This window comes from Herbaspirillum sp. GW103, from assembly GCF_000261365.1.
GTDB lineage: Bacteria > Pseudomonadota > Gammaproteobacteria > Burkholderiales > Burkholderiaceae_D > Herbaspirillum.
On record NZ_AJVC01000003.1, the window covers coordinates 1,419,687 to 1,446,637 of the forward strand.

The 26,951-nt window shown below is 62.6% G+C and carries 21 protein-coding genes and 3 tRNA genes; 7 read left to right on the plus strand and 17 right to left on the minus strand.

Annotated features, from left to right (window positions below; translation table 11 throughout):
• Positions 1 to 149: 149 nt before the first annotated feature.
• From GWL_RS09845 to GWL_RS09900, 11 genes are all read right to left on the minus strand, one after another.
• Entirely contained in the window at positions 150 to 2,741 is a 2,592-nt protein-coding gene (locus tag GWL_RS09845; protein ID WP_034350404.1) for a 2-oxoglutarate dehydrogenase E1 component, read from the minus strand.
• Between the two features lie 238 nt (positions 2,742 to 2,979).
• Positions 2,980 to 4,611, minus strand: coding sequence for a methyl-accepting chemotaxis protein (locus GWL_RS09850; RefSeq protein ID WP_008329416.1), 1,632 nt, complete (start codon positions 4,609 to 4,611; stop codon positions 2,980 to 2,982).
• A 591-nt stretch (positions 4,612 to 5,202) separates the two neighbouring features.
• Positions 5,203 to 5,279: transfer RNA gene (locus GWL_RS09855), tRNA-Asp, on the minus strand.
• 25 nt (positions 5,280 to 5,304) lie between these two features.
• A tRNA-Val gene (locus tag GWL_RS09860) sits at positions 5,305 to 5,380 on the minus strand.
• A 48-nt stretch (positions 5,381 to 5,428) separates the two neighbouring features.
• Complete coding sequence (locus GWL_RS09865) at positions 5,429 to 5,701, minus strand: HU family DNA-binding protein (RefSeq protein ID WP_008329418.1); 273 nt, start codon at positions 5,699 to 5,701, stop codon at positions 5,429 to 5,431.
• A gap of 293 nt (positions 5,702 to 5,994) precedes the next feature.
• A complete protein-coding gene (gene lon / locus GWL_RS09870) occupies positions 5,995 to 8,403 on the minus strand; it encodes an endopeptidase La (protein WP_008329420.1) in 2,409 nt (802 codons plus the stop codon).
• Between the two features lie 293 nt (positions 8,404 to 8,696).
• Positions 8,697 to 9,962, minus strand: a complete 1,266-nt coding sequence (gene clpX, locus GWL_RS09875; protein ID WP_008329422.1) for an ATP-dependent Clp protease ATP-binding subunit ClpX — start codon at positions 9,960 to 9,962, stop codon at positions 8,697 to 8,699.
• Between the two features lie 264 nt (positions 9,963 to 10,226).
• Positions 10,227 to 10,853 carry an ATP-dependent Clp endopeptidase proteolytic subunit ClpP gene (gene clpP, locus GWL_RS09880; RefSeq protein WP_008329424.1) on the minus strand — a complete coding sequence of 209 codons (627 nt, stop codon included), beginning with the start codon at positions 10,851 to 10,853 and terminating at the stop codon, positions 10,227 to 10,229.
• A gap of 51 nt (positions 10,854 to 10,904) precedes the next feature.
• Complete coding sequence (gene tig, locus GWL_RS09885) at positions 10,905 to 12,254, minus strand: trigger factor (RefSeq protein WP_034350407.1); 1,350 nt, start codon at positions 12,252 to 12,254, stop codon at positions 10,905 to 10,907.
• Positions 12,255 to 12,537: 283 nt separating this feature from the next.
• Positions 12,538 to 13,035 carry a CreA family protein gene (locus GWL_RS09895; RefSeq protein ID WP_034350410.1) on the minus strand — a complete coding sequence of 166 codons (498 nt, stop codon included), beginning with the start codon at positions 13,033 to 13,035 and terminating at the stop codon, positions 12,538 to 12,540.
• Between the two features lie 146 nt (positions 13,036 to 13,181).
• On the minus strand, positions 13,182 to 13,376 hold the full coding sequence (locus GWL_RS09900) for a DUF1653 domain-containing protein (protein ID WP_008329428.1): 195 nt from the start codon (positions 13,374 to 13,376) through the stop codon (positions 13,182 to 13,184).
• Positions 13,377 to 13,580: 204 nt separating this feature from the next.
• Between GWL_RS09900 and GWL_RS09905 the strand changes: the two genes are divergently transcribed.
• From GWL_RS09905 to hpnC, 4 genes are all read left to right on the plus strand, one after another.
• Positions 13,581 to 13,667: transfer RNA gene (locus GWL_RS09905), tRNA-Leu, on the plus strand.
• A 511-nt stretch (positions 13,668 to 14,178) separates the two neighbouring features.
• Complete coding sequence (locus GWL_RS09915; protein ID WP_008329429.1) at positions 14,179 to 16,182, plus strand: calcium-binding protein; 2,004 nt, start codon at positions 14,179 to 14,181, stop codon at positions 16,180 to 16,182.
• Between the two features lie 255 nt (positions 16,183 to 16,437).
• Complete coding sequence (locus tag GWL_RS09920) at positions 16,438 to 16,722, plus strand: hypothetical protein (RefSeq protein ID WP_008329431.1); 285 nt, start codon at positions 16,438 to 16,440, stop codon at positions 16,720 to 16,722.
• 12 nt (positions 16,723 to 16,734) lie between these two features.
• Positions 16,735 to 17,544: a squalene synthase HpnC gene (gene hpnC / locus GWL_RS09925; RefSeq protein ID WP_008329432.1), complete on the plus strand. Its 810-nt coding sequence runs from the start codon at positions 16,735 to 16,737 to the stop codon at positions 17,542 to 17,544.
• Between the two features lie 76 nt (positions 17,545 to 17,620).
• On the opposite strand, the gene GWL_RS09930 is transcribed toward hpnC, so the two are convergent.
• Complete coding sequence (locus GWL_RS09930) at positions 17,621 to 18,460, minus strand: HDOD domain-containing protein (protein WP_008329433.1); 840 nt, start codon at positions 18,458 to 18,460, stop codon at positions 17,621 to 17,623.
• Between the two features lie 325 nt (positions 18,461 to 18,785).
• Here GWL_RS09930 and hpnD point away from each other — a divergent pair, with 325 nt between their 5' ends.
• The 3 genes from hpnD (at position 18,786) to GWL_RS09945 (ending at position 22,259) form a co-directional block, all read left to right on the plus strand.
• Positions 18,786 to 19,619, plus strand: coding sequence for a presqualene diphosphate synthase HpnD (gene hpnD, locus GWL_RS09935; RefSeq protein WP_008329435.1), 834 nt, complete (start codon positions 18,786 to 18,788; stop codon positions 19,617 to 19,619).
• A gap of 15 nt (positions 19,620 to 19,634) precedes the next feature.
• Positions 19,635 to 20,966: a hydroxysqualene dehydroxylase HpnE gene (hpnE, locus tag GWL_RS09940; protein WP_008329436.1), complete on the plus strand. Its 1,332-nt coding sequence runs from the start codon at positions 19,635 to 19,637 to the stop codon at positions 20,964 to 20,966.
• Between the two features lie 150 nt (positions 20,967 to 21,116).
• Positions 21,117 to 22,259, plus strand: a complete 1,143-nt coding sequence (locus GWL_RS09945; protein WP_008329437.1) for an alpha-hydroxy acid oxidase — start codon at positions 21,117 to 21,119, stop codon at positions 22,257 to 22,259.
• Positions 22,260 to 22,345: 86 nt separating this feature from the next.
• Here GWL_RS09945 and GWL_RS09950 read toward each other — a convergent pair whose 3' ends face one another.
• From GWL_RS09950 to GWL_RS09970, 5 genes are all read right to left on the minus strand, one after another.
• Positions 22,346 to 23,017 (minus strand): ankyrin repeat domain-containing protein, encoded by a 672-nt coding sequence (locus GWL_RS09950; protein WP_008329438.1) that lies wholly within the window; start codon positions 23,015 to 23,017, stop codon positions 22,346 to 22,348.
• Positions 23,014 to 23,793: a TatD family hydrolase gene (locus GWL_RS09955; RefSeq protein WP_008329439.1), complete on the minus strand. Its 780-nt coding sequence runs from the start codon at positions 23,791 to 23,793 to the stop codon at positions 23,014 to 23,016. Before GWL_RS09955 ends, GWL_RS09950 begins: the two co-directional genes overlap by 4 nt.
• A gap of 86 nt (positions 23,794 to 23,879) precedes the next feature.
• Positions 23,880 to 24,428: a response regulator transcription factor gene (locus GWL_RS09960; RefSeq protein WP_008329440.1), complete on the minus strand. Its 549-nt coding sequence runs from the start codon at positions 24,426 to 24,428 to the stop codon at positions 23,880 to 23,882.
• A 79-nt stretch (positions 24,429 to 24,507) separates the two neighbouring features.
• Positions 24,508 to 25,836 carry an ATP-binding protein gene (locus GWL_RS09965; protein WP_008329441.1) on the minus strand — a complete coding sequence of 443 codons (1,329 nt, stop codon included), beginning with the start codon at positions 25,834 to 25,836 and terminating at the stop codon, positions 24,508 to 24,510.
• 74 nt (positions 25,837 to 25,910) lie between these two features.
• Positions 25,911 to 26,948 (minus strand): DNA polymerase III subunit delta', encoded by a 1,038-nt coding sequence (locus tag GWL_RS09970; RefSeq protein ID WP_008329442.1) that lies wholly within the window; start codon positions 26,946 to 26,948, stop codon positions 25,911 to 25,913.
• Between the last annotated feature and the right edge of the window lie 3 nt (positions 26,949 to 26,951).

Below are 26,951 nucleotides of genomic sequence, written 5' to 3' on the forward strand. Positions count from 1 at the left end.
GCCGCCATTGCGCTGCAGCTTGACCATGCGCCAAGGTAAGGACTACAACGTCAGCTGTGATGGATACCGGGGAAACCGGAGGGGGTGGGCGGTGTACTTCAGGTTGAAGTACACCGTTTTTTTTGTTCTGCGGGCGCAGGATCCGCGACCTACACCGGGAAGACGGCCTCTACCAGCGCCGCCTGCTGGGCGTAATGACGGGTCTTGGAGGCAGTCGGTCCCGAATCGGTATCAGGGCGGGTCACCGCCCGCAGTCCTGCCTGTGCCGGCAAGGACGCTTCGATGGCATCGCGCACGCACAGCCAGGCACCCTGCTTGCGTTCTTCCTCCTGCACCCAGATCACTTCCTCCAGGTTCGGATAGCTGCGCAACACCTCAGCCAGCCTGTCCTGCGGGAAGGGATGCAGCTGCTCCACGGTCAGCAAGGCGGTCCGCACATCGCCGGCACGGGTGCGTCCATCGACCAGGTCGTAATACACCTTGCCGCTGCACAGGACCACCCGCCGCACCTGTTCTTCCGGCAGTGCCTCGGCGTCGGGCATCAGCGGCTGGAAGCCGCCCTGCAACAGCGCCGACAAGGGCGACTGCGAACCCGCCTGGCCATGCAGCACCGACTTGGGCGTGAAGACGACCAGTGGACAGTCTGCCTGCAGCGCCTGCTCTCGCAGCAGGTGGAACCACTGCGCCGAGCTGGCCGGACAGGCCACGCGCAGGTTCTGTTGAGCGCACAGCAGCAGCATGCGGCTCAGATAAGCGGTCGAGTGCTCCGGTCCCACGCCCTCATAGCCATGCGGCAGCAGCACGGTCAATGCCGAGGGGTAGCCCCATTTGCCGCGGCCTGAGCTGATGTACTGGTCAATCATGATCTGGGCGCCATTGACGAAGTCACCGAACTGGGCCTCCCAGATCACCAGGGCGCCAGCGCCAGTACCGGCAGCGGCCTGGACGCTGAAGCCGTATTCGAATCCCAGTACGGCTTCTTCACTGAGCGGCGAATTGATCACCTCCAGCGCAGTGCCGGGCGCGGCCACCTGGCGCAGCGGCCAGAAAGCCTGCTGCACGCCTTGCGCGGCATCGATCGCATGCCACACGGCATGGCGCTGCATGAAGGTGCCGCGCTGCACATCCATGCCCGAAATGCGCAGGCCCCGCCCTTCCCACAGCAAGGAGGCATAGGCCATGTTCTCGGCAAAGTTCCAGCTGCAGGGCTGATCGGGCGTACTGACGCAGTCCTGCCACTGGCCGATCAGTCGCGTGATGGCGGGATGGGCGGCAAAGTCTTCGGGCAGGCGCGTCATGCGTTCGACGAACTGGCGCAGGCGCTGCAGATCTGGCGCCGCGGGCTTGCTGGCCACGGCGGCTGCGCTCCGAGCACTTGCCGGAGCCGACGCACGGCTGCCGCGGAACCCCGCCAGGGCCTGCTGGCTGCTGGCTGCCAGCAACGCCGCTCCCTCCTCCGAACCCGGCCAGCCGGCCTGGGCATAGAGTTGCGTGACCGGCGGATGCTTGTCGATGAAACCGTGCAGCAGGGGCTGGGTCACGGTTGCGGTGTCCTGTTCGGCATGGCCCCAGCGACGATAGCCGACCAGGTCGATCACCACATCGGCGCCGAACTGCATGCGATAGTCAAAGGCCATGCGCGCCGCCCGCAACACCGCCTCCGGCTGGTCGGCATTGACGTGCAGTACCGGCGCGCCGACGATGCGGGCGATGTCGGTGCAATAGCCATGATTGAGGGGATCGAGCGGATTGGGCGTGGTAAAACCGATCTGGTTGTTGACGATCACGTGCACCGTACCGCCCACGGTGTAGCCGGGATGCTGGGCCAGCTTGAGCGACTCCATCACCACGCCCTGGCCGCAGAAGGCGGCGTCACCATGGATCACCACAGAGGCTGGCATGGCCGATTGCGGATGCGCTGCGCGATAGCCGCGCACCATGCCCAGCAGGACGGGATAGGCGCTCTCCAGGTGCGAGGGATTGTGGGCCATGAACAGGCCCAGGGGGCCATGGGCAGTGGCGCGGACGGTCTCGGCACCGAGGTGGTAGGGCAGGTCCACGGCCTCGGCAGCTGCTTGCGTGGTGCGACTGGCATCGAAGTAGGCCACGATGTCGGCGGCCGGCATCTGCATCAGGTTCACCAGCAGATTGAGGCGGCCGCGATGCGGCATGGCCAGGAACAATCGCTCCAGCTGATAGAAGCTGCTGCGTTCGACCAGGGCATCCATCAACACCAGCAGGGCTTCGCAACCCTCCAGGGAAAAACGCTTGGCCTGCGGATAGTCTTGCTGCAGATAGTGCTCCCACTGCTGCGCAGCAGCCAGCCGGGCCAGCACGGCGGCACGCTCCTGGGCGCCCGGCTCGGCACCGGAGTCGCGTGTGGCCAGCCGGGCGAAGAGCCACTGGCGGCGCGCTTCATCGCGCACGCCACTGGCGTCCAGCCCGAGCGGTCCGCAATAGAGCCGACTCAGAAAATGCGTCAATTCCTTCACATTGGTCAGACCCAGCCCATCCAGAAAGCGGTGCTGGGCCAGGGCCAGGTCCTCATCCTTCAGATCATGACTTTGCGGCAGCAAGGCGGGGATTTCGGGCACGGAGAGCGTGCCCAGGGGATCGATGTCGGCAATCCGATAGCCTTCGTTGCGATAGGCCTCGATGAAAGAGTGAATGCGCGCGTAGGCCAGGGCCTGGCGCGGATCGGACAACTGCTCGGCGGCGGCGGGAGAGTGGTGGAGCGTCATGGCGAACCTTTCTGGGCAAGGACGTGGGCAGGCCGCGCGCAACGCCCCGCAGGCGATGACGACACGCGCGACGGACGCGCGCCCTCCCCCGCCAGCCGACTGCCAGGCGCTTGATGGCCTGGTGCGGCAGCTGTTCATGGTGGGACGCTTTGTTCTTGTCGCACCCGCAGTGATGAAGCGGGCGCGGTCTCCTCGCGGAACCGGGATCAGGCGGCGGGTGCGCCGCCCGGCTGAGGCATCAGCCCTGGATCAGGGACAGCTCGGGCTGAATGATCTTTTCGCGCGGACCATTGCGCGGTGGCGTGGCGTAGGCATGGGCCAGCAATTCGCTCAGACGGAAGCGCCCCATCAGTGCCGACAGCTGTTCGGCCTGCGATTGCAGGGCCTTGGAGGCGGCGGCGTTCTGCTCCACCAGGGCCGAGTTTTCCTGGGTCATCTGGTCCATCTGGCTGATGGCCTGGTTGATCTGCTCGATGCCCTCGCTCTGCTCCTTGCTGGAGGCGCTGATATCGGTGATCAGGTCGGTGGCGTGCTTGATGCTGGCGATGACTTCATCGATGGTCTCCACGGTCTGTTCGACGATGGTGCTGCCGGCCTTGACGTGGCCGACCGATCCCTCGATGAGCGACTTGATTTCCTTGGCGGCCACGGCGCTGCGCTGGGCCAGACCACGCACTTCGCTGGCCACGACGGCAAAACCGCGTCCGTGCTCACCGGCGCGGGCCGCTTCCACCGCGGCGTTCAGAGCCAGCAGGTTGGTCTGGAAGGCAATGCCGTCGATGACCGTGATGATGTCGGCGATCTTGCCGGAGGAGGTGCTGATGGCGCTCATGATGTTGACCACCTGCTCCACCGATGCCCCGCCCCGCACTGCTACGTCGGAGGCCGAGACGGCCAGCTCGCTGGCCTGGCGGGCGTTGTCGGCATTCTGGCGCACCGCCGAGGTCAGTTGTTCCATGGCCGAGGCGGTTTCTTCCAGCGAGCTGGCCTGCTGCTCGGTGCGATCCGACAGGCTCAGATTGCCCTGTGCCAGTTCGCGCGCGGCCATGTCGATGGCCGAGGTGCCATTGCGTACGTTGGAGACGGTGTCATGCAGGTTATCGCTCATGTGCTGCAGCGCCTGCAGCAGACGACTGATTTCGTCCTTGCCCGCGGCATCGAGGCGGTAGGACAGGTCACCCTGAGCCACGGCTTCGGCCAGTACGACGGCGTGGCGCACGGGAGCGGTGATGGAGCGCGTGATGAGCACGCCGATCACCGAGGCCACCACCACGGCCACGGCTGCCAGCACGAGCATCTGGATCACGGCAAGCTGACCGTCTTCAGCGGCCTGCGCGGAATCGTCCACCATTTCCTGTGCCAGCGAGTTGACCATCTTGTCGACCATGACGAAGTAATCCACCTGCAGGCGCGACATGTCGCCCTGGTACAAGGTAGTGGCCTCGGCGCGCTCGCCGGTCTTCATCAGCTCGAAGAACTTGCGGACGGTCACCCCATAGGCCGAACGGGCCTTGGTCTGTTCTGCATAGAGGGCCTTGGTCTTGTCGGAATCGAGCAGACCTTCCAGCTTCTTGTAGGCTTCGGTGTTGGCACGGCGCAAGCCGGCATAGTCATCCATGTACCGGGCCGATGCCTCTGGCGTGGTGGCCAGCAGGATGTTGGAGAGCACTGCGTTGGCCTTGTAGCCATTGTTCTTGATCTGGTTGCTCAAGGCGATGAGCTGGTATTTCTCGTTGACGATGCTGTTGATTTCAGCATTGTTGGAAGACTGGTTCCTGACGCCGACCATGGCCGTGACCACGATCAGCAGCAAGACTATTGCAAATGCGCCGCCCAGGCGGACGCCAATGTTGAAATTGGCGAGCTTCATCGCTACCCCCTTGTAGATCCCATTAGATGCCTACGTGCAGGCCCAGGCCGGACGACATCACCCCGCGTCGTCACGCTTTCCCTGTTTGTCCATGACACTGCACGACCTTGCGAATCCGCCTGACCATCTCTTGGGTTCTTCTCACATCGTTGGGGAGCGGCTCACGCCCTTCTTCCTCGGCCCGCACAAAGTGGACCGGGTTCCCTCAAACACATGTCTGCCCCGGCGTGTGCCGGTCTCCTGTTTTTTGAGAAACTGCAAATTCAGGCTTAGTTTAAACATTTCCATAGAGAAAAAATACATGAAACTCACATTTATTTGGGGAGTGTCGCGTAAATTTGTCATTCAACCTGAGCAGCAATCGTTGCATGGTGAATACCGAGTACAAACAAAAACGCCCCATTCTTTCGAATGGGGCGTTTTATCTGGCGGAGCGGACGGGGCTCTCCTACACAAGCGCAGGCCGCGGAATCGCTTGCAAGCGATTCCCTTCTCGCCCCACCGGGAGCCGCGCAGGCGGCTCCCTCCACTCCGCAGTTTTTGCTGCGCAAAAACAAAAACGCCCCATTCTTGCGAATGAGGCGTTTTATCTGGCGGAGCGGACGGGGCTCGAACCCGCGACCCCCGGCGTGACAGGCCGGTATTCTAACCAACTGAACTACCGCTCCTAAACTGGTGCAGACTGCAAGATGCTGGTGGGCGCTGAGAGGCTCGAACTCCCGACCTAAGCCTTGTAAGGGCTCCGCTCTACCAACTGAGCTAAGCGCCCGGCAACCTTGACAGTCTCGTTGCTTGTTACCTCAGCAACGAAAGAACATTATTTTATAGCATCTTTTAAAGCTTTGCCAGCTTTAAATTTGGGGACCTTCGATGCCTTGATCTTCAGGGCAGCGCCGGTCTGTGGATTGCGGCCGGTCCGCGCTGCGCGCTTGCCCACCGCGAACGTACCAAAGCCCACCAGCGTGACCGTGCCGTTCTTCTTCAGCGTAGTCTTCACCGCACCAATGAATGCGTCTACCGCTCGTCCTGCCGCTGCCTTGGAGATGTCCGCCTCGCCGGCAATGTGCTCAATCAGTTCGCCTTTATTCACTTACGCCCCTCGAACAAGTTTCTGGTTGTTTGATTTCAAACGACAGCGCGGCGGCTCCAACACCTCGCGACAGAGCCCCGCTCATCATCGCTTGCCTGGCGGAAATCTTCCGCAGCGGCTATTAAACAAGCCGCACAAGCCCGTGTCAAGCGGGTTTCCAGCCTTCAAGCGATTTAAAAGCACGTTTCAAGCCTTCATTCCCATGCAGCGATATCTGAACCTTTTTCCCATAAAAAAGGCGCCTCTTGCGAGGCGCCCTTCAAGCCGTGGCGGCAACAACTACCGCTTCAGACTCAATGCTTCACTACCGGATCGGTCACACCTTCCTTCGGCTTGACCGCCGCTTCGACGATGGCTTCTTCCTCCGTCAAAGGCACCGGCTGGCGTTCCAGAGCAACCTCCAGGACCTTGTCGATCCAGCGCACCGGGATGATCTCCAGCTTGTTCTTGACGTTGTCCGGAATCTCGGCCAGATCCTTCACATTCTGCTCAGGAATCAACACGGTCTTGATGCCACCACGATGCGCCGCCAGCAGCTTTTCCTTCAGACCACCAATCGGCAGCACTTCACCACGCAAGGTGATTTCACCGGTCATGGCCACATCAGCACGCACCGGAATGCCGCTGAAGATGGACACCAGCGCCGTAGTCATCGCAATACCCGCAGACGGACCATCCTTGGGTGTCGCACCTTCGGGAACGTGGATGTGAATGTCGCTCTTCTCGAACACCTCGTTCTTGATGCCGAGCTTGCGGGCACGGCTGCGAACGACGGTGCGCGCCGCTTCGATCGATTCCTTCATCACGTCGCCCAGGGTACCGGTGCGGATGATCTGGCCCTTGCCGGGCATGTTCACCGCTTCGATGGTCAGCAGATCGCCACCGACTTCGGTCCAGGCCAGGCCGACCACCTGGCCGATCTGGTTTTCCTTCTCGGCGATGCCGAAGTCGTAACGACGCACGCCCAGGAACTTGTCGAGATTGCGCGAGGTGACGGTGACCTTCTTCTCCTGCTTCTTCAGCAACAGCAGCTTCACGACCTTGCGGCAGATCTTGGAAACTTCGCGTTCCAGCGAACGCACACCGGCTTCACGGGTGTAATAGCGGATGATGTCGCGGATGGCCGATTCGGCCACGCTGATCTCGCCTTCCTTCAAGCCGTTGTTCTTGATCTGCTTGGGCAGCAGGTAGCGCTGCGCAATGCTGGTCTTCTCGTCCTCGGTATAACCCGACAGGCGGATCACTTCCATCCGGTCCAGCAGCGCCGGCGGGATGTTGAAGGAGTTCGAGGTGGCCACGAACATCACGTCCGACAGGTCGAAGTCGACTTCGATGTAGTGGTCGGAGAAGGTATGGTTCTGCTCCGGGTCCAGCACTTCCAGCAGGGCCGAGGACGGATCGCCACGGAAGTCCATGCCCAGCTTGTCGATTTCATCGAGCAGGAACAGCGGATTGCGCACGCCGACCTTGGACAGGCTTTGCAGGATCTTGCCCGGCATGGAGCCGATGTAGGTGCGGCGGTGGCCACGGATCTCGGCCTCGTCACGCACACCGCCCAGTGCCATGCGCACGAACTTGCGGTTGGTGGCGCGTGCAATGGACTGGCCCAGCGAGGTCTTGCCCACGCCCGGGGGACCGACGAAGCACAGGATCGGCGCCTTGAGCTTGTCTACACGCTGTTGCACGGCGAGGTATTCCAGAATGCGTTCCTTGACCTTCTCCAGGCCATAGTGATCGCCTTCGAGGACTTTCTCGGCATTGGTGAGGTCGTTGTTGACCTTGGACCTCTTCTTCCAGGGCAGCGCCACCAGCGTGTCGATGTAGTTGCGCACCACGGTCGCTTCAGCCGACATGGGCGACATGAGCTTCAACTTCTTCAGCTCGGACTGCGCCTTTTCCAGCGCTTCCTTGGGCATCTTGGCGGCGACGATCTTCTTTTCCAGCTCTTCCAGATCGGCACCGTCTTCGCCTTCGCCCAGTTCCTTCTGGATGGCTTTGACCTGTTCGTTCAGGTAGTACTCGCGCTGCGACTTTTCCATCTGGCGCTTGACGCGGCCACGGATACGCTTTTCCACCTGCAGGATGTCCAGTTCGCCTTCCAGCTGACCGAGCAGATGCTCATAACGCTTGGTGACGTTGAAGATCTCCAGGATCACCTGCTTTTGCTCCAGCTTCAACGGCAGATGCGCGGCGATGGTGTCGGCCAGGCGACCGGCGTCGTCGATGCCGGCCAGCGAGGTCAGGATCTCGGGCGGGATCTTCTTGTTCAGCTTCACGTACTGGTCGAATTGCTGCACGATGGTACGGCGCATGGCTTCGACTTCGGCTTCATCGCCCTGCTCGGATTCCACCGGGGTCAGGTCGGCGACGAAGTGGGTTTCCAGTTCGCTGATGTGATGGATACGGGCGCGCTGTGCACCTTCAACCAGCACCTTCACGGTACCGTCGGGCAGCTTCAGCATCTGCAGGATATTGGCTACGCAACCGATTTCATAAATGTCTTCGGCCGAAGGCTCATCCTTGGCCGCAGCCTTCTGGGCGGCCAGCATGATGCTCTTGCCCTGCTCCATGGCCGCTTCCAGCGCCTTGATCGACTTCGGGCGGCCGACGAAGAGCGGGATCACCATATGCGGGAAGACAACCACATCCCGTAAGGGCAACAGCGGCAATTGCGATTGTTCTGTAAGTATAGGAGTCGTCATGGCGGGCCTTATCAATAAGTACTGTGGATGATGTTGGCACGAGTGACCAAAACACAAGTCCGGCAGACTAAATATTCGCCGGCTGTGCGTTGTCATGATCGCAACAAAATAAAAAAGCCACACGCGAAGCTAGCTCCGGGTGGCTTTTCGATGGAAGCCAGGTAAGTGCGCCGGTTTATTTTACCGTGTTTGCGGTGACCGGACTTCGTGGTGGCTTCTTGCTACCGGAAGGCCCCCGCTACGGGCGCCCTCCTTTTCCTGCTTTCCTGCTTTTTCGTTCATCTGCCGGGCAATCAGCCGCCCGACACCTTCGGCTGGTCGTGATAGATCAAGAGCGGCTTGGCGCCGTTGGTGATGGTGTTCTCGTCGATCACCACCTTGGCCACGTTCTGCTCGCTCGGAAGTTCATACATCACATCCAGCAGGGCATGTTCCAGAATCGAACGCAGGCCGCGGGCACCGGTCTTGCGCGCCAGCGCCTTCTTGGCGATGGCGTGCATGGCGGCCGGACGGATTTCCAGCTCGGCGCCTTCCATCTGCAACAGTTTGGCGTACTGCTTGATGAGCGCATTCTTGGGCTCGACCAGGATCTGGATCAGGGCTTCCTCATCCAGCTCGTTCAAGGTGGCGATCACCGGCAGACGACCGACCAGTTCCGGAATCAGGCCGAACTTGACCAGGTCTTCCGGCTCGGCATTCAACAGCACTTCCGAATTGCTCTTCTGGGTCTGGCTCTTGACGCTGGCCGAGAAACCGATGCCGCTCTTTTCGGAACGGTCGGAAATGATCTTGGCCAGGCCATCGAAGGCGCCGCCGCAGATGAACATGATGTTGGTCGTGTCGATCTGCACGAAATCCTGATTCGGATGCTTGCGGCCGCCTTGCGGAGGCACCGAAGCCATGGTGCCTTCGATCAACTTCAAGAGGGCCTGCTGCACGCCTTCACCGGAGACATCACGGGTGATCGACGGGTTGTCCGACTTGCGGGAAATCTTGTCGATCTCGTCGATGTAGACGATGCCCTTCTGGGCTTTCTCGACTTCGTAGTTGCAGTTCTGCAGCAGCTTCTGGATGATGTTCTCGACGTCCTCGCCGACATAGCCGGCTTCGGTCAGCGTGGTCGCATCGGCGATCACGAAGGGAACGTTGAGCATGCGCGCCAGAGTCTGCGCCAACAGGGTCTTGCCGGAGCCGGTCGGGCCAACCAGCAGGATGTTGCTCTTGGCCAGCTCGACGTCATCCTTCTTGCCGAGATGCTTCAGACGTTTGTAGTGGTTGTATACCGCCACCGACAGGATACGCTTGGCCGTAGCCTGTCCAATCACGTACTGGTCCAGCAGGTCGGTGATTTCCTGCGGGGTCGGCAGGTCCGACTTGGCGCCGGTGACGCTTTCCACGCTGGCGGCTTCATCACGGATGATGTCGTTGCACAGATCGATACATTCGTCGCAGATGAAGACCGAAGGACCGGCGATGAGCTTCTTGACTTCATGTTGGCTCTTGCCGCAGAAGGAGCAGTAAAGCAGTTTTTCGCCGCTGGAGGATTTTTTCTCAGACATAGAGCTACTAGGATAGAAGTTACGACCCGATCATACCCGCGAAATCCGGATTCGTCACGGCTTGGTCATTTTTGCTGTCCCAAAATGCTTCACAGGACTGCCGTATGACCGTTATATGTCAGCACAAGGGGCATTTATCAAGCAAACAGAACCAGAAAACCCGCTCTGTGCCAATTTCACCAGAATTTGCCAAAAAAAATGCCCGAACGGTGTTACGTTCGGGCATTTTTCGCCTTGGAATGTCGCCAATGCGATGACGCAAACTCAAGCGCGCTGGGTCAGCACCTGGTCGATCAGGCCATATTCCGCGGCGGCCTCGGCCGACATGAAATTGTCGCGATCGGTGTCCTTGCTGATCTGCTCGACCGTACGGCCGGTCTTTTCAGCGAGGATGGTGTTCAGACGCTCGCGCAGGTACAGGATTTCACGTGCCTGGATCTCGATATCCGATGCCTGGCCCTGGGCGCCGCCCAGAGGCTGGTGAATCATGATGCGCGAGTTCGGCAGCGAGAAACGCTTGCCCTTGGCGCCAGCGGCCAGCAGGAAAGCCCCCATGGAGGCGGCCAGACCCGTGCACAGCGTCGACACTTGCGGCTTGATGAACTGCATCGTGTCGAAGATCGCCATGCCGGCCGAGACCGAACCACCAGGCGAATTGATGTACAGGGAAATGTCCTTGTCCGGGTTTTCGCTTTCCAGGAACAGCAGCTGGGCCACGATCAGGTTGGCCATCGCATCATTGACCGGTCCGACCAGGAAAATGATGCGTTCCTTCAGCAGGCGCGAATAGATGTCGTAAGCGCGTTCGCCACGACCACTCTGTTCGATCACCATCGGCACCATGCCGAGCATTTGCGTATCCAGTGCAGATTGCTTCATCAGACCTGTCATGTATGCTTCCTTAAGCGTAAGAGTTTTCTGATACTACTAGAGAAAACCGGATTACGCTTGCGCCTGATTGCCCATCAGTTCGTCGAACGAAACCGGCTTTTCCGAGACCTTGGCCTTGCCGAGAACGTAGTTGACGACGTTTTCTTCCAAAACAAGGGCTTCGACTTCGGCCAGACGGCGACGGTCGGAGAAGTAGTACTTCAGCACTTGTTGCGGATCTTCGTAGCTCTGGGCGAAGTCTTCGATCTGCGCCTTGACCTGTTCTTCGGTGGCTTCCAGCTTGTTCTGCTTGACCACTTCTGCCAGGATCAGACCCAGGCGCACGCGGCGCTCGGCCTGGGCGGTGAACAGCTCCTTGGGCAGCTGCATGACCTTGGGGTCCATGCCGCGCTGGGCCATGTCCTGACGGGCCATTTCGGACAGACGCTCGACGTCCTGGTCGATCAGGGCCTTGGGCACTTCCAGCTCGGAGGCCTTGATCAGGGCGTTCATGACACTGTCCTTGGTCTTGGCCTTGGTACGGGCGGTGACTTCGCGCTCCAGGTTCTTCTTGATGTCTTCGCGCATCTTGGTCAGGTCGCCGTCTTCGATGCCCAGGGATTGAGCGAAGACTGCATCGACTTCAGGCATGTGAGCCCATTCGATCTTCTTGACGGTGATGGTGAACTCAGCGGTCTTGCCGGCCACGTCCTTGCCGTGATAGTCCTCGGGGAAAGCCAGCGGGAAGCTCTTGGATTCACCGACCTTCAGGCCGATGGTAGCGGCTTCGAATTCCGGCAGCATGCGGCCTTCGCCCAGCACGAACGGGAAGGCATCGGCCTTGCCGCCCTGGAATTCGACGCCGTCGATCTTGCCCACGAAGTCCACGGTCACGCGGTCGCCGTTCTGGGCCGACTGGTCGGCACCGCCGTCGCCGTGCGCGCCTTGCTCGCCCTTGACGTGGTAGTGCACGCGCTGCTTGCGCAGGATGTCGATGGTCTTGTCGATTTCGGCGTCGGAGACGGCTGCGGTGGTCTTCTCGACTTCAGCGCCCGACAGGTCACCCAGGGTGACTTCCGGATAGACTTCGAAGGTGGCGTCGAAGGCCAGCTTGCCTTCACCGGCTTCTTCGCTGGTCTTGGGTTCGATGCGGGGGAAGCCTGCCACACGCAGGTTGTTTTCGACGGCGGCATCATTGAATGCGCGGCCAACCTTGTCGTTCAGGACTTCGGTTTCGACCTGGTAGCCGAACTGGGCGGCAACCATCTTCATCGGCACTTTACCCGGACGGAAACCCGGTGCCTTGGCGGTACGGGCACGCACCTTCAGGCGCTTTTCCACTTCAGCCTGAACATCGGCCAGCGGGAAAGACAGGGTCATACGACGTTCGAGTTTGCTCAGGGTTTCGACTGCAGTTGCCATTTAAATCGTCCAAATGTTAAGAATTCCGTAAGCCGGAACATGCTGCTTCTCCTCCCAATCGATAGACTGCAGACGAAAAGCGCCCTGCCCGGCCGCGCTAAAGCTCGCTATTTTATACGCAAAAAGCGCCGATAGTCCAAAAATGGGCTTGCCACGCTGCAAACAGGGGCAAATCCCCTCGGAAGCCCGCCGGACCAGCCCCGGCGCGGCCCGCAAACGCATCACGGCAGCCGACGGATTGCCTGCCAGCAAAGTCCGGCGTAAAGAATTTAGAGAATTCCCCTCATTTCACCGGAATCGGCGTGGAAGCTGCCACCGGCACGGCGGTGACGGCATTCATCGGGCTGCCATCGATGAGCTTGTCGGAATAGGTCAGGTAGACCAGCGTATTGCGCTTGGTATCGACCACGCGCACCACGTGCAGGCGCTTGAAGAGAATGGACATGCGCTCGCTGAAGACATCTTCCTGCACCGGCAGCTTTTCCTGGAACTGCAGGGCGGGCATCACCTGGCGGCAGGCGATGGAGGCTTCGGACTTGTCCTCGGCCAGGCCCACCGTCCCCTTGACACCACCGGTGCGGGCGCGCGACACGTAGCAGGTCACGCCCTGCACCTTGGGGTCATCATAGGCTTCGATGACGACACGGTCGTTCTTGCCCAGCCAGCGGAAGGCGGTGCTGACATCGGCCAGTTCTTCGGCGCTGGCGACGTGGGGAACGGCAGCGGCGAAGGCGAAGACGGAGAAGATCGCCCCGACCAGGGCGCGTGCTTGATGGTTCATGTAGATGCCCGAATGAAGTGAAGTGAAGTGAAGTGAATTTATTGACGAATGCAGTAGACCGCCAGGGCGGCGCATTGTTCAGCTTCCCCTGGCGTTGACGCCGCTTTGCATGGTCTCGCAGGTGCGTACCAGGGGCGGAGAAAAGATCAGTCCTCGATTTTTTCGAACCGCGGCACCTGCCTGCCATCGACCTCCACCTTCTCGAAGAAGACTTCACGCGGCCGCAGCCAGAGACGGCCATCGGCGGCGCGGTAGATGATCATGGGCGTGAGATCGGCTTCGAGGATGGCCTCGTCGATATATTCATAGATGCCGCCCTTGTAGTGACGATAGCGTGTCATGGCAATCCTGCTGGGTGGAAGAAAAAGCGGCATGGTACTACCGATCATCGGCACCCCGACGTGTCCGCACAGAAAAACGCCCACATTGACAACGCCTTGCAGTACAATGGCGCGCTTTGACAAATTGCTACCTGCATCGGTAGCGGCAGGTCTGCAGCAAGCGCGCTGCCAGACTGCTATCGCACCGGTGCCCGACCCCCTTTTGCGAGGATGGCGAAATTGGTAGACGCACCAGGTTTAGGTCCTGACGCCAGCAATGGTGTGGGGGTTCGAGTCCCCCTCCTCGCACCAGACAATCCGTTTCAAATCATCGATTTGACCTGACAGCCCCGTCCGCACCGGCATTTTCCGCGTGCCTGGCACATCCGATCCCGGCCAATACGGGTGCAAGCGCGCCGAACCCTGCCTGCAACGAAAAAACGCACTCCCCTCATCCCGAGCGCCCCACAGCGTGCAACCACTTCCGCAGTCATCCCCGCCTCTTTCAGCGACCCTCGGTTGACTAGGGTTGTCTTCTTCCTCGTTCGCTTCAGCTTGTCAAGCAACCAACGGTACTTTCGTGCGATTTACCGAAGTATTTCTATCGGATTGAATCCCTGCGGGACCAACAAAACAAGACTTGTCCGCCCGGCCATTGTCCATGACCAGGACGGACAGGAAACAGGTCCCCAGGGCGGGACGCCACGCGCGAAGACCCGCCCTGCATGACAACGCCATCCATGGCGCATTTGAAAGGGAACCCGTGTCAACCACCTCAACCACCTCAGCCACCGCAAGCGCTTCCACCCCTGCCGTAGATCCGATGGAGCCAGTCATCCGACGCATCGACGACCGCTTTGTCAGCATTCGCACCGGCAGCGTCTTCAAAGTGATCTTCTCCCCCATCAGGCCGGGCATCAAACTGTTCGATACACCGCCCACCATCGTCAGCATCAACCCGCCTGCCAACATCACCTTACCCAGCCAGCCCAAACCAGTCAGCACGACTCCCACCAGTACACCCGCTGTCACCCCGGTCACCGTCACCAGCAAACCAGTCAGTACAGTACCTGTCAGTACCGATACACCTCCCCTGACACCTCCATCGGCCATCACCAGCAAGCCGGCCATTGCGCCGCCCGTGACACCGTACACCCCTCCCATCATTGCACCGCCCATCACACCAGGCGCCCCGTCTGTGCCTGCCACCAGCAGTACACCGCCGCCGCTGACTCCCATGCCAGTGGTCAGCACACCTGCGGCCATCGGGCCTGCCAGTACCAGTACAGTGAACCTGACGCCCGCTCCCGCCGCGCCTTCCCCCAACCTGATCGCCCAGGCCAATGCCGCGCGCTACCAGGACAACTTCTACGCGCCCGCTCCCTTCGGCGACGAAGCCCCAAAACCCAAAAAGGACAAGCCAGCGGCCTCACCGAAATTCCTCAGCCTGGATGAATATACGGACGACCTCTCCCTGGGCAGCAGCCTCGCCGGCATCGGCAATGGCCTGGACAACCGTCTCACCGGCAATGCCGGGAACAACATCCTGGACGGCATGGGCGGGGTCGATACGATGGTTGGGGGCAAGGGCGACGACAGCTATTACCTCGACAATGCCGGCGACCAGATCATTGAACAGGCCGATGAAGGCGTCGATACGGTCTATGCCACGGCCAGCAGCACGCTCTCGGCCAATGTCGAAAACCTGGTGCTGCTCGATGCCAGCAAACCGCAAAGCGCAGTGGTCAATGGCGTCAAGGTGCTGGTCTATGGCATGCCGCGTTCGTATCAGCTGGATTACGACCAGGGCGGCGAAGTCGAGGGCTATTGGGGAACCTGCGGCGAGACCAGTGTGGCCAACGTCACCCTGATGGGGGGCCGTGCCGCCTCCGAAAAGGAAGTAGTCCAGTGCGCCATCAAGGAAAACCTTTGCGATACCGCTGCCGAATCCGCCGATATGCGCGGTGCCACCTCCGAAGATGACCGCCAGGCCTTGCTGGAGCACTTCGGTTTTGCCTGCACCATCGACGAGCGGGTCGATCTCACGGCAGTCGCCCAAAGCATCAAGGACGGCAAGGGCGTCATCATCAGTGTCAGCGCCAGCAAGCTGTGGGATCTGCACGAAGAGAACGAGGACACCAGCGACCACGCCATCACCGTCACCGGCGTGGCCTGTTCGGCGGCCACCGGCAAGACGGTCGGGTTCTACATCACCGACTCGGGACGCGGCCTGGCCAGCGACATGTGCCGCTTCGTCCCGCTGCAACGCCTGCGCGAGGCCACCCAGGTCTACGGAGCCGATACCGTCACCACCGATGACCCCATCAAGCTGCGCAATCAGGATCTCGATGCCAGCGGCAATGATCTGAACAACATCCTGGTCGGCAATCGCGGCAACAACCTCATCACCGGGGGGCGGGGCAACGACCTGCTCATCGGCGGCGCCGGCGACGACAGCTATACCTTTGCCAGGGGCGACGGACAGGATGTGCTCTACGACCACGATGCGACCAAGGGCAACCTCGATACGCTCAGCTTCACGGATGCCAGACAAACCAATCTCTGGTTCAGCAAGAGCGGGAACGATCTGCGCATCGATGTACTGGGCGGCACCGACGAAGTATTGGTCAAGGACTGGTATCAGGGTACAGGCAGCGACAACCACATCGAACGCATCAAGACCGCCGACGGCAAGACCCTCTACGACACCGACGTCGACAAGCTGGTACAGGCCATGGCCAGCTTCGCCCCACCAGCGGCCACCCAGACCAGCTGGCCAACCACCCGGGGCGGCGATGGCAAGGTGCTGCTGACCATCTCTCATTGATCACGGGCGCCGCCAGGTCCGGGAAATCTGCCGGATTTTGACAAAAAGCTTCACCAGGGCCCAACAGGGATGCCGTCCAAGGGCGGCATCCCGCACCCCTCTGCAAAAACCTTCATTTCCGGCCTGAATCAGCCTGATGCGGGCATCCTCACGGGCATCCTCGCGCCCGTTTCACCGTCCCCTCGCGCTTAACTGCTACAATCCGCGCCTTTGCCGGCCCGGCGGCCGTGCCGTCTCATCATCGCAGGAGCCTTTATGCCTACCCAGGAAGAATTCGACGCCTTGAAGCAAAGCCACAACGCGCTGCTCAACAAGTTCATCGAGAACAATACCGCCGACCAGATCCTGTTCTCCACCCTCTTCACGGCCGCGGCCGTGCTGTCCAAGGATGGCAAGCAGTTCACCGCAGGCGCCATGGGCATTGCCCGCTCGCTGGCGGCACAGTTGAATGCCGGCGGCACCATGCCCAAGGCGCTGCTGGAGACGGTGGAAACCCGCATCGCCACCATCGAGGCGCTGCTCAAGGACAAGTTCGACTGAGTAGCGCGCCCCATGGCCGTCGATCACTACGAAAACTTCCCCGTGGCCTCGCTGCTGCTGCCGGCGCGTCTGCGCCCGGCGGTGACCGCCATTTATGCCTTTGCCCGCAGCGCCGATGATATCGCCGATGAAGGCGATGCCCGCCCGGAAGAACGCCTGGCCGCCCTGCACGCCTATGAGGCAGAGCTGGATCTGATCGCGCAGCACCTCCCCTGCTCCCATCCCATCTTCACGCGACTGGCGCAAACCATCGCCGACCACGCCCTGCCGCTGCAACCCTTCCGTGACCTGCTCTCGGCCTTCCGCCAGGATGTGGTGACCACCCGTTACCCGCGCTACACGGACCTGCTGGACTACTGCCGTCGCTCTGCGAACCCGGTAGGAACCCTGATGCTTCATCTGTATGGCGCAGCGAATGAAGAAAACCTCCGGGATTCGGATGCCGTCTGCAGCGCCCTGCAACTCATCAACTTCTGGCAAGACGTTGCCATCGACTGGCAAAAGGCACGCATCTACCTGCCGCTGGAAGATCTGGCCCGCTTTGGCGTGGAACAAGACGATATCGACCAGGCCCGCAATGACCAGCGCTGGCAACAGCTGATGCAGTTCGAGATCGACCGGGCCCGTGCACTGATGCTCTCCGGTGCCCCGCTGGCACGTCGCCTGCCGGGCCGCATCGGGCTGGAATTGCGGATGGTGGTGCAAGGCGGCTTGCGCATCCTGGAGCGCATCGAAGCGGTCCGGGGCGACGTCTTCGGCCAGCGCCCCAAGCTGGGCAAGCGCGACTGGCTCATCGTGGGCTGGCGCGGCCTGACCCGGTAAATCCGGTCCGCCATGAGAAAGCCCCGCCTGGCACAAAGGCCGGCGGGGCTGCGGGAAGAAACGACGGGAAGCGGTGTCAGACCAGCAAGGCCGCCGTCAGCGTACGGATTTGCTCCTCGGAGTCATCCAGCAGTTCGCGCAGGGAACGGTCTCCGATGTAGTCATCCACCAGGGTCTCGCCGCCGATGCCGGCTTCGGCCACCACGGTGCGCTGCAGCGGCGAGGGTACCGGCGAGAGTTCCTTGGCCAGCAGCAACACGTCGCCGATGGTCTGGGGCGGCAGCACGCGTACGCCGTGCCACAGGGATTCGATGGCATCGACCACCGGCTGCGGCACGCCCAGTTTCTTCAACACGGCGCGGCCGATCATTTTCTCGCCGTATTCCATCCAGTCCTCGGTGCCGCCGTCGAGCAGGCCGGGGAAGTCATCCGTGCGCGAGAGCAGGTAGAAGCCGCCCACTTCATGCACGATGCCGGCGAACATGGCCGTCTCGGGATCAGCCTTGGTCAGCTTGGAGGTCAGCACATAGGCGGTGGCGGCCACGTGGGCGCAGTGCTCCCACAACTGGGCCGACTTGATGCGCATGCCGGGATTGTTGATGGTGCGGCCGAGCTGGCGCACGATCACCGAGGTGGTGATGGTGTTCAAGGTACGAAAACCCAGCCGCATCACGGCCGCGCGTACGTTGTTGATCTCGCCGCCGGACCGGTTGTAGGCCGCCGAATTGGCAATGGCCACGGTGCGTGCCGAGACCAGCGGCTCGGCCATCACCAGCTTGGCCGCCAGTTCCAGGTGGCAGTCCGGGTCGGCCAGCGCCTTTTGCAGCTTGATCGAGGCGCTGACGTTGGCGGGGAATACCAGCTCGCCGCGACCGGCCTGCGAGGCGATATTGCGAAAGATTTCCAGTCTGTCCATATTGTCTCCAGCCTCCAGGGGGCCATCGTCGATGGCCAGGGTTGCCGATGTGCCGCGCTGCGACCGGGCTTGCCCGCTGCTGCGCCACGTCTGTTCAGATTAACGGCAGAATTCATCCGGATTTGATGTCATGTGAATTTGTTTTTCCGGAATGCGCTGACCTGAGCTTAAAGGACAACGCCAAGGGCCGCAATAGAGGGGGTTCAAGGCCGGGTCAGCGACCATGGGCATTTGCCCTGCCGGGCGCACTCGGCTAGCATAGCGCCTTTGCCGCAGCGGGCCTTGCCCGCCTGCCCCACTGCTTCAACCGCCCCGCCACGCATCCATGTCTCCAGACGAATACTGCCAGCAGAAGGCCGCCGCCAGCGGTTCCAGTTTCTATTACAGCTTCCTGTTCCTGCCGCCCCAGCGCCGGCTGGCGATCACGGCGCTGTATGCCTTTTGCCGCGAGGTCGACGATACCGTCGATGAAATCGAGGATGCCATGGTGGCCCGGACCAAGCTGATGTGGTGGCGCAAGGAAATCGCCGCCATGCTGGAGGGGCAGCCGACCCACCCGGTCACCAAGGCTCTGCACCCGCACGTGGCCACCTACCAGTTCAAGGGCGAACACCTGCAAGCCATCATCGATGGCATGGAAATGGACCTGGACCAGACCCGCTACCTCGACTACCCCGGCCTGCAGCGCTACTGCTGGCACGTGGCCGGCGTGGTGGGCGTACTCTCGGCCAGCATCTTCGGCCATACCCAGCCGGGGACCCTGCTCTTTGCCGAGAAGCTGGGGCTGGCCTTCCAGCTCACCAACATCATCCGCGATGTCGGCGAAGATGGTCGCAAGGGTCGCATCTACCTGCCGGTCAATGAATTGCAGCAATTCAACGTCACGGCCGCCGACATCCTCAATGCCCGCCACAGCGAGCGCTTCGAGGCGCTGATGAAGTTCCAGGTCGAGCGCGCCCAGGCCGTTTATGACGAAGCCTTTGCCCTGCTGCCCAAACAAGACCGCCGCGCCCAACGCCCCGGCCTGATGATGGCCGCCATCTACCGCACCCTGCTCGACGAGATCGCGCGTGACGGCTACCACGTGCTCAACCAGCGCATCTCGCTCACCCCCATCCGCAAGCTCTGGCTGGCGTGGAAGACCTATGTCTTCGGCTGACCGGTCCGCCCGCCGATGAACAACGCACCACGCCATTACGCCGTCATCGGTGCCGGCTGGGCCGGATGTGCCGCCGCCGTGGCGCTGGCATCCGGCGGCCATCGTGTGAGCCTGTTCGAATCGGCGCGCACCCTGGGCGGGCGGGCGCGTCGGGTGGCGCTGGACGAACGGGTGCTGGACAACGGCCAGCACATCCTGCTGGGCGCTTATCGGTCCACGCTGGCCCTGATGAAACAGGTCGGCGTCGATCCGGCCAGCGCCCTGCTGCGCCTGCCCTTGCAGATGCGCTATCCGCTGGGTGCAGGAGGCGAAGGCATGGATTTCGTGGCGCCGCGTCTGCCGGCACCCTGGCATGTGGCGGTGGCGCTGCTGCGCGCCAAGGGGCTGGCGCGCGACGACAAGATGGCGCTGGCGCGCTTTTCCACCACGGCGCGCTGGATGGGCTGGCAATTGCACCAGGATTGCAGCGTGGCCGAGCTGCTGGAGCGCTACGAACAAACGCCGCGCCTGATCCGCCTGATGTGGCGTCCGCTGTGCATCGCCGCGCTGAACACCCCGCCCGAGCGGGCCTCGGCGCAAGTCTTCCTGACCGTGTTGCGCGACAGCCTGGGCGCGCGCCGCGCCGCCTCCGACATGCTCATCCCGCGTCTGGACTTGAGCGCCCTGCTGCCCGATGCGGCCGCCGCCTATCTGGGCAAGCGCGGCGGCCTGGTGCAGCCGGGGGTGACCGTGGCGCAGCTGCTGCCCGGCAATGACCCGGGCACCTGGCGCCTGGAAGACCGCGCAGCCGAAAGCCTGGGTGAATTCGCCGGGGTGGTGCTGGCCACCGGCCCGGATGCCGCCGCGCAATTGCTGGAGGGCCTGCACGACACCGCCCTGCTGCGTGCGCTGGAGCACGAATCCATCACTACCTGCTATCTGCAGTACCCGCCCGAGGTGCGTCTGCCCGCCCCCTTCCTGGCCCTGGCGGACGATCCGCAAGCCCGGGGCTGGGGCCAGTTCGTCTTTGACCGGGGCCAACTGGGGGGCGAAGCAGGCTTGCTGGCCGTCGTCGTCAGTGCGGCCGGCCAGGCCGTGGCCGATGGCCATACCGCCCTGACCGAGGGCATCGCCCGCCAGCTGGCGCAGGACTTCGGCAATCCGGCCCTGGCCACGCCCGGCTGGCACCGGGTCATCACTGAAAAACGGGCCACCTTCGCCTGCACCCCGGGCTTGCAGCGCCCCGACAATACCGGCATGCCCTCCGGGCTGGCCCTGGCCGGGGACTACGTGGCCGGCGACTATCCCGCCACGCTGGAGGGTGCTGTGCGCAGCGGCCTGGCGGCGGCACGGCTGCTGGCCGCCTAGGGGCTAAATTTTTCATGGATGGCGGCAAAGGGATTCACCCCAAGCGCGACGGGTATGCACTAGCATAACGGGCATGCTGCAATCCCTTTGTCCGCAATCTCACTGCAAGGCGGCTCCGGCCGCACCCCATCACAACGGAGAAAAAACACCATGCCGGTCATGACCTGTGTCGAAGACTTCCGCCTGCTGGCCAAGAAGCGCGTTCCCAAGGCGTTCTACGATTACGCCGACAGCGGTTCCTACACCGAGAGCACCTATCGCGCCAACAGCCGTGATCTGGCCACCCTGAAGCTGCGCCAGCGCGTGGCCATCAACGTCGACGAACGCAGCACCCGCAGCACCATGATCGGCCACGACGTCACCATGCCGGTGGCCATTGCCCCGACCGGCCTGACCGGCATGCAGTGGGCCAATGGCGAGATGCTGGGTGCCATTGCCGCTGAAAAATTCGGCATTCCCTTCACCCTCTCCACCATGAGCATCTGCTCCATCGAGGACGTGGCCAGCGTGACCACCAAGCCGTTCTGGTTCCAGCTCTACGTGATGCGCGACCGTGGCTTCGTGAAGTCCCTGATCGATCGCGCCAAGGCAGCCAAATGCTCGGCCCTGGTGCTGACGCTGGACCTGCAGATCCTCGGCCAGCGTCACAAGGATCTCAAGAATGGCATGTCGGTGCCGCCCAAGCTGACCCTGGACACCCTGCTGGACCTGGCCAGCAAGCCCGGCTGGGCACTGCGTGCCCTGGGCGGCCGCAAGACCTTCGGCAACCTGGCCGGTCACATCAAGGGCGGCGAAGGCGCCGGCGGGGTGCAGACCCTCTCCAAGTGGACCGCCAGCCAGTTCGACCCGACCCTGAACTGGGACGATGTCGCCTGGATCAAGCAGCAATGGGGCGGCAAGCTGATCTTGAAGGGCATCCTCGATGTGGAAGATGCCAAGCTGGCCGTTCAGAGCGGTGCCGATGCCATCGTGGTCTCCAACCACGGTGGTCGCCAGCTGGATGGCGCCATGTCCTCCATCGAAGCCCTGCCGGCCATTGCCGAGGCCGTGGGCGACCAGATCGAAGTCTGGTTCGACGGCGGCATCCGCTCCGGCCAGGATGTGTTGAAGGCGGTGGCGCTGGGCGCGCGTGGCACCATGATCGGCCGCGCCTTCCTCTACAGCCTGGGTGCCATGGGCGGAGAAGGCGTGTCGCAGATGCTGGAAATCATGCGCAAGGAACTCGACGTCAGCATGGCCCTGACCGGTACCAAGGACATCAAGGACGTCGGTCCGCAGATCCTGGTGCGCTGAACGCCCTCCTCAACGCAAACGTCCCGGTCCACCGCAAGGTGGCCGGGACGTTTGCTTTGGCGCAGCAACGAGCGAAGTGCTTGCGGTTACGGCTGCGGCTTCTCGTTGAGTACATCGATGACGGCATCCTGGCCGTAGCGCCGCGCCAGATCCATCGCGGTGAGGCCATCCTTGTTCTTGAGCGTGAGGTCGGCACCGTTGTCGCGCAACACGGCCACCGCCGCCACCCGACCACGCATGGCGGCCAGCATGACCGGGGTCATCTTGTCGTCGGGCGATTCGGCATCCACATAGGCGGAGGCATCCAGCAGCAGTTTGACGATCTCCGAGCTGCCATTGATGGCCGCGTAATGCAGCGCCGTCCAGCCGGGGCGGTTGACCTCGACCTGGCGCGAGAGCAGCAGTTTCACCACCGGGATGTTGCCGTAGAAGGACGCCAGCATCAGGGGCGTGTCGCCATTGGTGGCCTGGGCTTCCAGATTGACGTCGGGGGCATTGACCAGCACGTCGAAAGCCTGCATCGAATCCTCGCGGATGGCCAGCATCAGGCCGGTGTAGCCACGTTTGGGCTCGATCAGATTGGGGCCCATGCCACGCTGCATCAGTTGCTTGAGGAAGTAGACATTGTCCATGCGGATGGCCTGGAAATATTCTTCATAGGCACCCGCACGCGCCGCGCCGGGCAGCAGCAGCGAGGTATAGAGCACGATGCGACCGATGCCGCCGAAGCGGCTGCGCAGCTTGTCCAGCAGATTCATGGCTTGATTCCGAACAGCGTGAAGAAATTGTCAGAGGTCTGGCGCGCCACGTCGGCCGCACTGATGCCGCGCAGGTCGGCGATGAATTCACCCACATGGCGCACATAAGCGGGCTCGTTGGTCTTGCCGCGGAAGGGCACCGGCGCCAGGTAGGGCGAATCGGTCTCGATGAGCATGCGCTCCAGCGGGATGGTGCGCGCCACCTGCTGCAGGTCCTTGGCCGACTTGAAGGTGACGATGCCCGAGAACGAGATGTAGAAACCCAGCGCGATGGCTGCATCGGCCACCGCCTGGGATTCCGTGAAGCAGTGCATGACCCCTGCGACACCGCCTGCCTGCGGGCTTGCCCCCTCTTCCTGCAGGATACGGATGGTGTCTTCGGAGGCCGCGCGGGTATGGATGATGAGCGGCTTGCCCGTGGCCCGCGAGGCGCGGATATGGGTGCGGAAGCGCTCGCGCTGCCATTCCAGATCGCCTTGCAGGCGGTAGTAATCCAGCCCGGTCTCGCCGATGGCGACGATGCGCGGATGGTCGGCCAGACGGACGAGCTCCTCCAACGAGGGCTCGGGCGTGTCTTCATAGTCCGGATGCACGCCCACGGAGGCGTAGACATTGGGATACTGCTCGGCCAGGGCCAGCACCTGCGGGAAGTCCGGCAAGTCCACCGAGACGCACAGGGCGTGGCTGACCTGGTTCTCGGCCATCTTGCCGAAGATCTCCGGCAGGCGGGCGGCCAGGTCGGGAAAATTGATGTGGCAATGGGAATCGATATACATGGCCGCTATTGTAAAGCCATGCCGACAGGCTGTCGCCCCTGCTTGCCGGGCGCTTACCTTTCGTTACAGAGGGCCACGCGATGTGCTCAGCGCGCCACCGGGCGCTTGGCCAGCTTGCGCTGCAGGGTGCGGCGGTGCATGTTCAGCGCCCGCGCCGTTGACGAGATATTGCCCTCATGCTCGGCCAGCACGCGCTGGATGTGCTCCCACTCCAGGCGTTCCAGCGACAGCGGCGAAGCCTCTTCCACCGGCAGGACCGGCTCGGCCACCGGCTCGCCCTGACTCACATGGGACAGCGCCGAGAGGATGGAATCCACATTGGCCGGCTTGGCCAGGTAATTGTCGGCACCCGACTTGATGGCCTGTACCGTGGTGGCGATGCTGGCATAGCCGGTCAGCACCAGCAGGCGCGCCTGCGGCAGCGTCTGGCGCAGCGGCGCCACCCATTGCAGACCGGAATCCTTTTCCAGTTGCAGGTCGATGGTGACGTAATCGAAGCGTTCGCGGCGCGCGGCTTCCAGCGCCTCCTCGCCGCTATGCGCCACGGTGGCGCGAAAGCCGCGCCGGGCCAGCGAACGTGCCAGCGTGCTGGCAAAGACATCATTGTCATCGAGAATCAGGAAGGCGGCGCTCATGAGAACATCAGAAAAAACTGGTAAATGAAGGATAGCCTATTGCGCCGCAATGCAGCCGCAGCCGCCATCTGCGGCCCGATCACACCAGCGGGAAGCGCAACTGCGCCACCGTACCCTGCCCTGGCAACGAACGCAGGCGCAGCTTGCCGCCCAGGTGCGTGGCGCTGGCAAAGGCCAGCATGAGGCCGATACCGGAGCCGCCCGACGAGCTGGGTACCGGCCCGTGCCCCAGGCGCTGCAACAGCTCCGGGGCGATTCCGGCCCCGTTGTCGGAGACTTCGATGATCGCCATGCTGCGGCCCGGCCTGGCGGTACTGACCGGGCCACCTTCACCCGCCGCGGCCGAGGCCAGGGTAATGCGGATCTCGCCGTGGTGGCCCAGTGTACGCACCGCATGGGCGGCATTGTCGAGCAGGGTCAGGATGATCTGCGAGAGGTCCTGCAGCTGGCTGGCCTTCCAGCCGGGCTGATGCACCTCGGCCACCAGCAGGACGGCCGGATGACGCAGGCGCCAGCCTTCCAGCAGGCTGGTGAGCCAGGGGGTGATGGCGGCGCTGTCTTCGTTGCGCAGCTGGGCATCGGCGTCCAGGCGCATGTTTTCCAGCGCGGCCTTGCAGACGGCGATCTGTTCCTCGACCACGCGCACGTCTTCTTCATAGGCCGCCAGCGCCGCGTTGCCGGCCATGTCGCGGCGCAATTCGCCGGCGATCACGGCCACCGTCGACAGCGGTGTATTGAGCGCATGCGCAGCGCCGGCGGCCTGGGTCCCCAGGGCCACGATACGATGGCTCTGCAACTGGCGCTCGCGCGCCTGCGCCAGCTGGCCGTCCCGCAAGCGCACGGCGGCAGCGATACGGCTGACGAACCAGGTGATGAGCAGGGCCGAGATCGAGAAATTGATCCACATCCCGGCCAGGTGATAGGCCATCGCCTGGCCCTGGTCGTGGATGTGCAGCGGCTGGTAGACGTACACCAGACCGGAATAGCAACCCAACGCACATACTGCCAGCAGCAAGGCATAGGGCCAGGCCAGCGTGGCCGCTCCCGCCGCCAGTGCCGGCAGGTAGAAGGAGACGAAGGGATTGGTCGAACCGCCCGAGAAATACAGCAGCGCCGTGAGCACTGCCACATCCAGCAACAGTTGCAGGAACAGTTCGGCCTGCTCGGCCGGGCGCGCCCAGCGCATGCGCAGCCAGGTGAGACCATTGATGAGCGCCTGCAAGGCGATCAGGGCCAGCAGGGCCGACAGCGGCAAGGCAATATGCAGCCAGATATGGGCACCGGCCAGCACCAGCAGCTCCCCCGCCACCATGGCCCAGCGCAACCAGAACAGCCGCGACAGCAAGAGATGCTGGGGCTGGTTCATCTGCTCGGAGACGGGGATGAAGAAAGTGGTCGGCGAGATCATGCCGGGATTATACGGTCCGGCACCCGGCTTGCGCCCCCTGCGGCGATTTGCCGCAGGGGGCGTCCCGTGCCCGCTCAATCGAACAGGCGGGCGTAATCGATCAGCATTTCCTCGATGAAGAGCTTGGCCGACAAGGGATGATCCGCTATGGCACGGCGCTCGCCCATGCCGCGCAGTGCGCGCGACAGGGCCAGGGCATCGACGCGCTCGGCCAGCCGGCCCAGTTCCTTGCCGTAACGCGGGTAGTAGCGCACCACGCCCGCCGACCGCAGCGACAGCAGGTCATACAGCCAGCGCTGCACCCAGCCGACCAGGTCGGCCGCCGGCGCCTTCTGCAATTTGTCGGCCGCCCGCAAGGCGCCGTCCACACCGGGCTGGGCCAGGTGGCGCAGCAATTCATCCAGCGCCTCCCGTCCTTCGCCCTGGGCCGCTTCCAGCGCAGCCAGCGGCGCCCCACCCTGCTCGGCCAGCCAGGCATCGGCATCCTTGACGCCTTGCTGCCTGAGCCAGACCAACGCCTCGTCGTGGCCGGGCGCGGTCATGGCGAACTTGCGGCAGCGCGAGAGGATGGTGGGCAGCAAGCGGTCCAGACGATTGGACAGCAACAGGAACATGGTCCCCGGCGGGGGCTCTTCGAGGGTCTTGAGCAAGGCATTGGCGGCGGCGGTGTTGAGCGCCTCGGCCGGATACAGCATCACCACCCGCAAGCCCGAGCGGTGGGTAGAAACGTTCATGAAATCGGCCAGGGCCCGGATCTGGTCGATCTTGATGTCCTTGGACGGGGCCTTGCTGGCCTTGGCGGTTTTCTTTTCTTCACCTGCCTCATCCTCGCCCCCTTCTTCCTCCAGGACCTCCGGGCGCACGCGCCGGTAGTCCGGATGATTCGATTGCGAGAACCAGTTGCAGGAGGCGCACACACCGCAGGCATGCGCCTCGGGCGTGGGCGATTCGCACAGCAGCGACTTGGCGAAGGCTTCGACGAACTGCGTCTTGCCGGTGCCGGCCGCACCATAGAAGAGCAGCGCATGCGGCAGACGCTCACGCAGTTGCTGCAACTGGCGCCAGCTCTCGCCCTGCCAGGGCAGCAGCGCCTCGGAAGAAGTCACGGACATGCG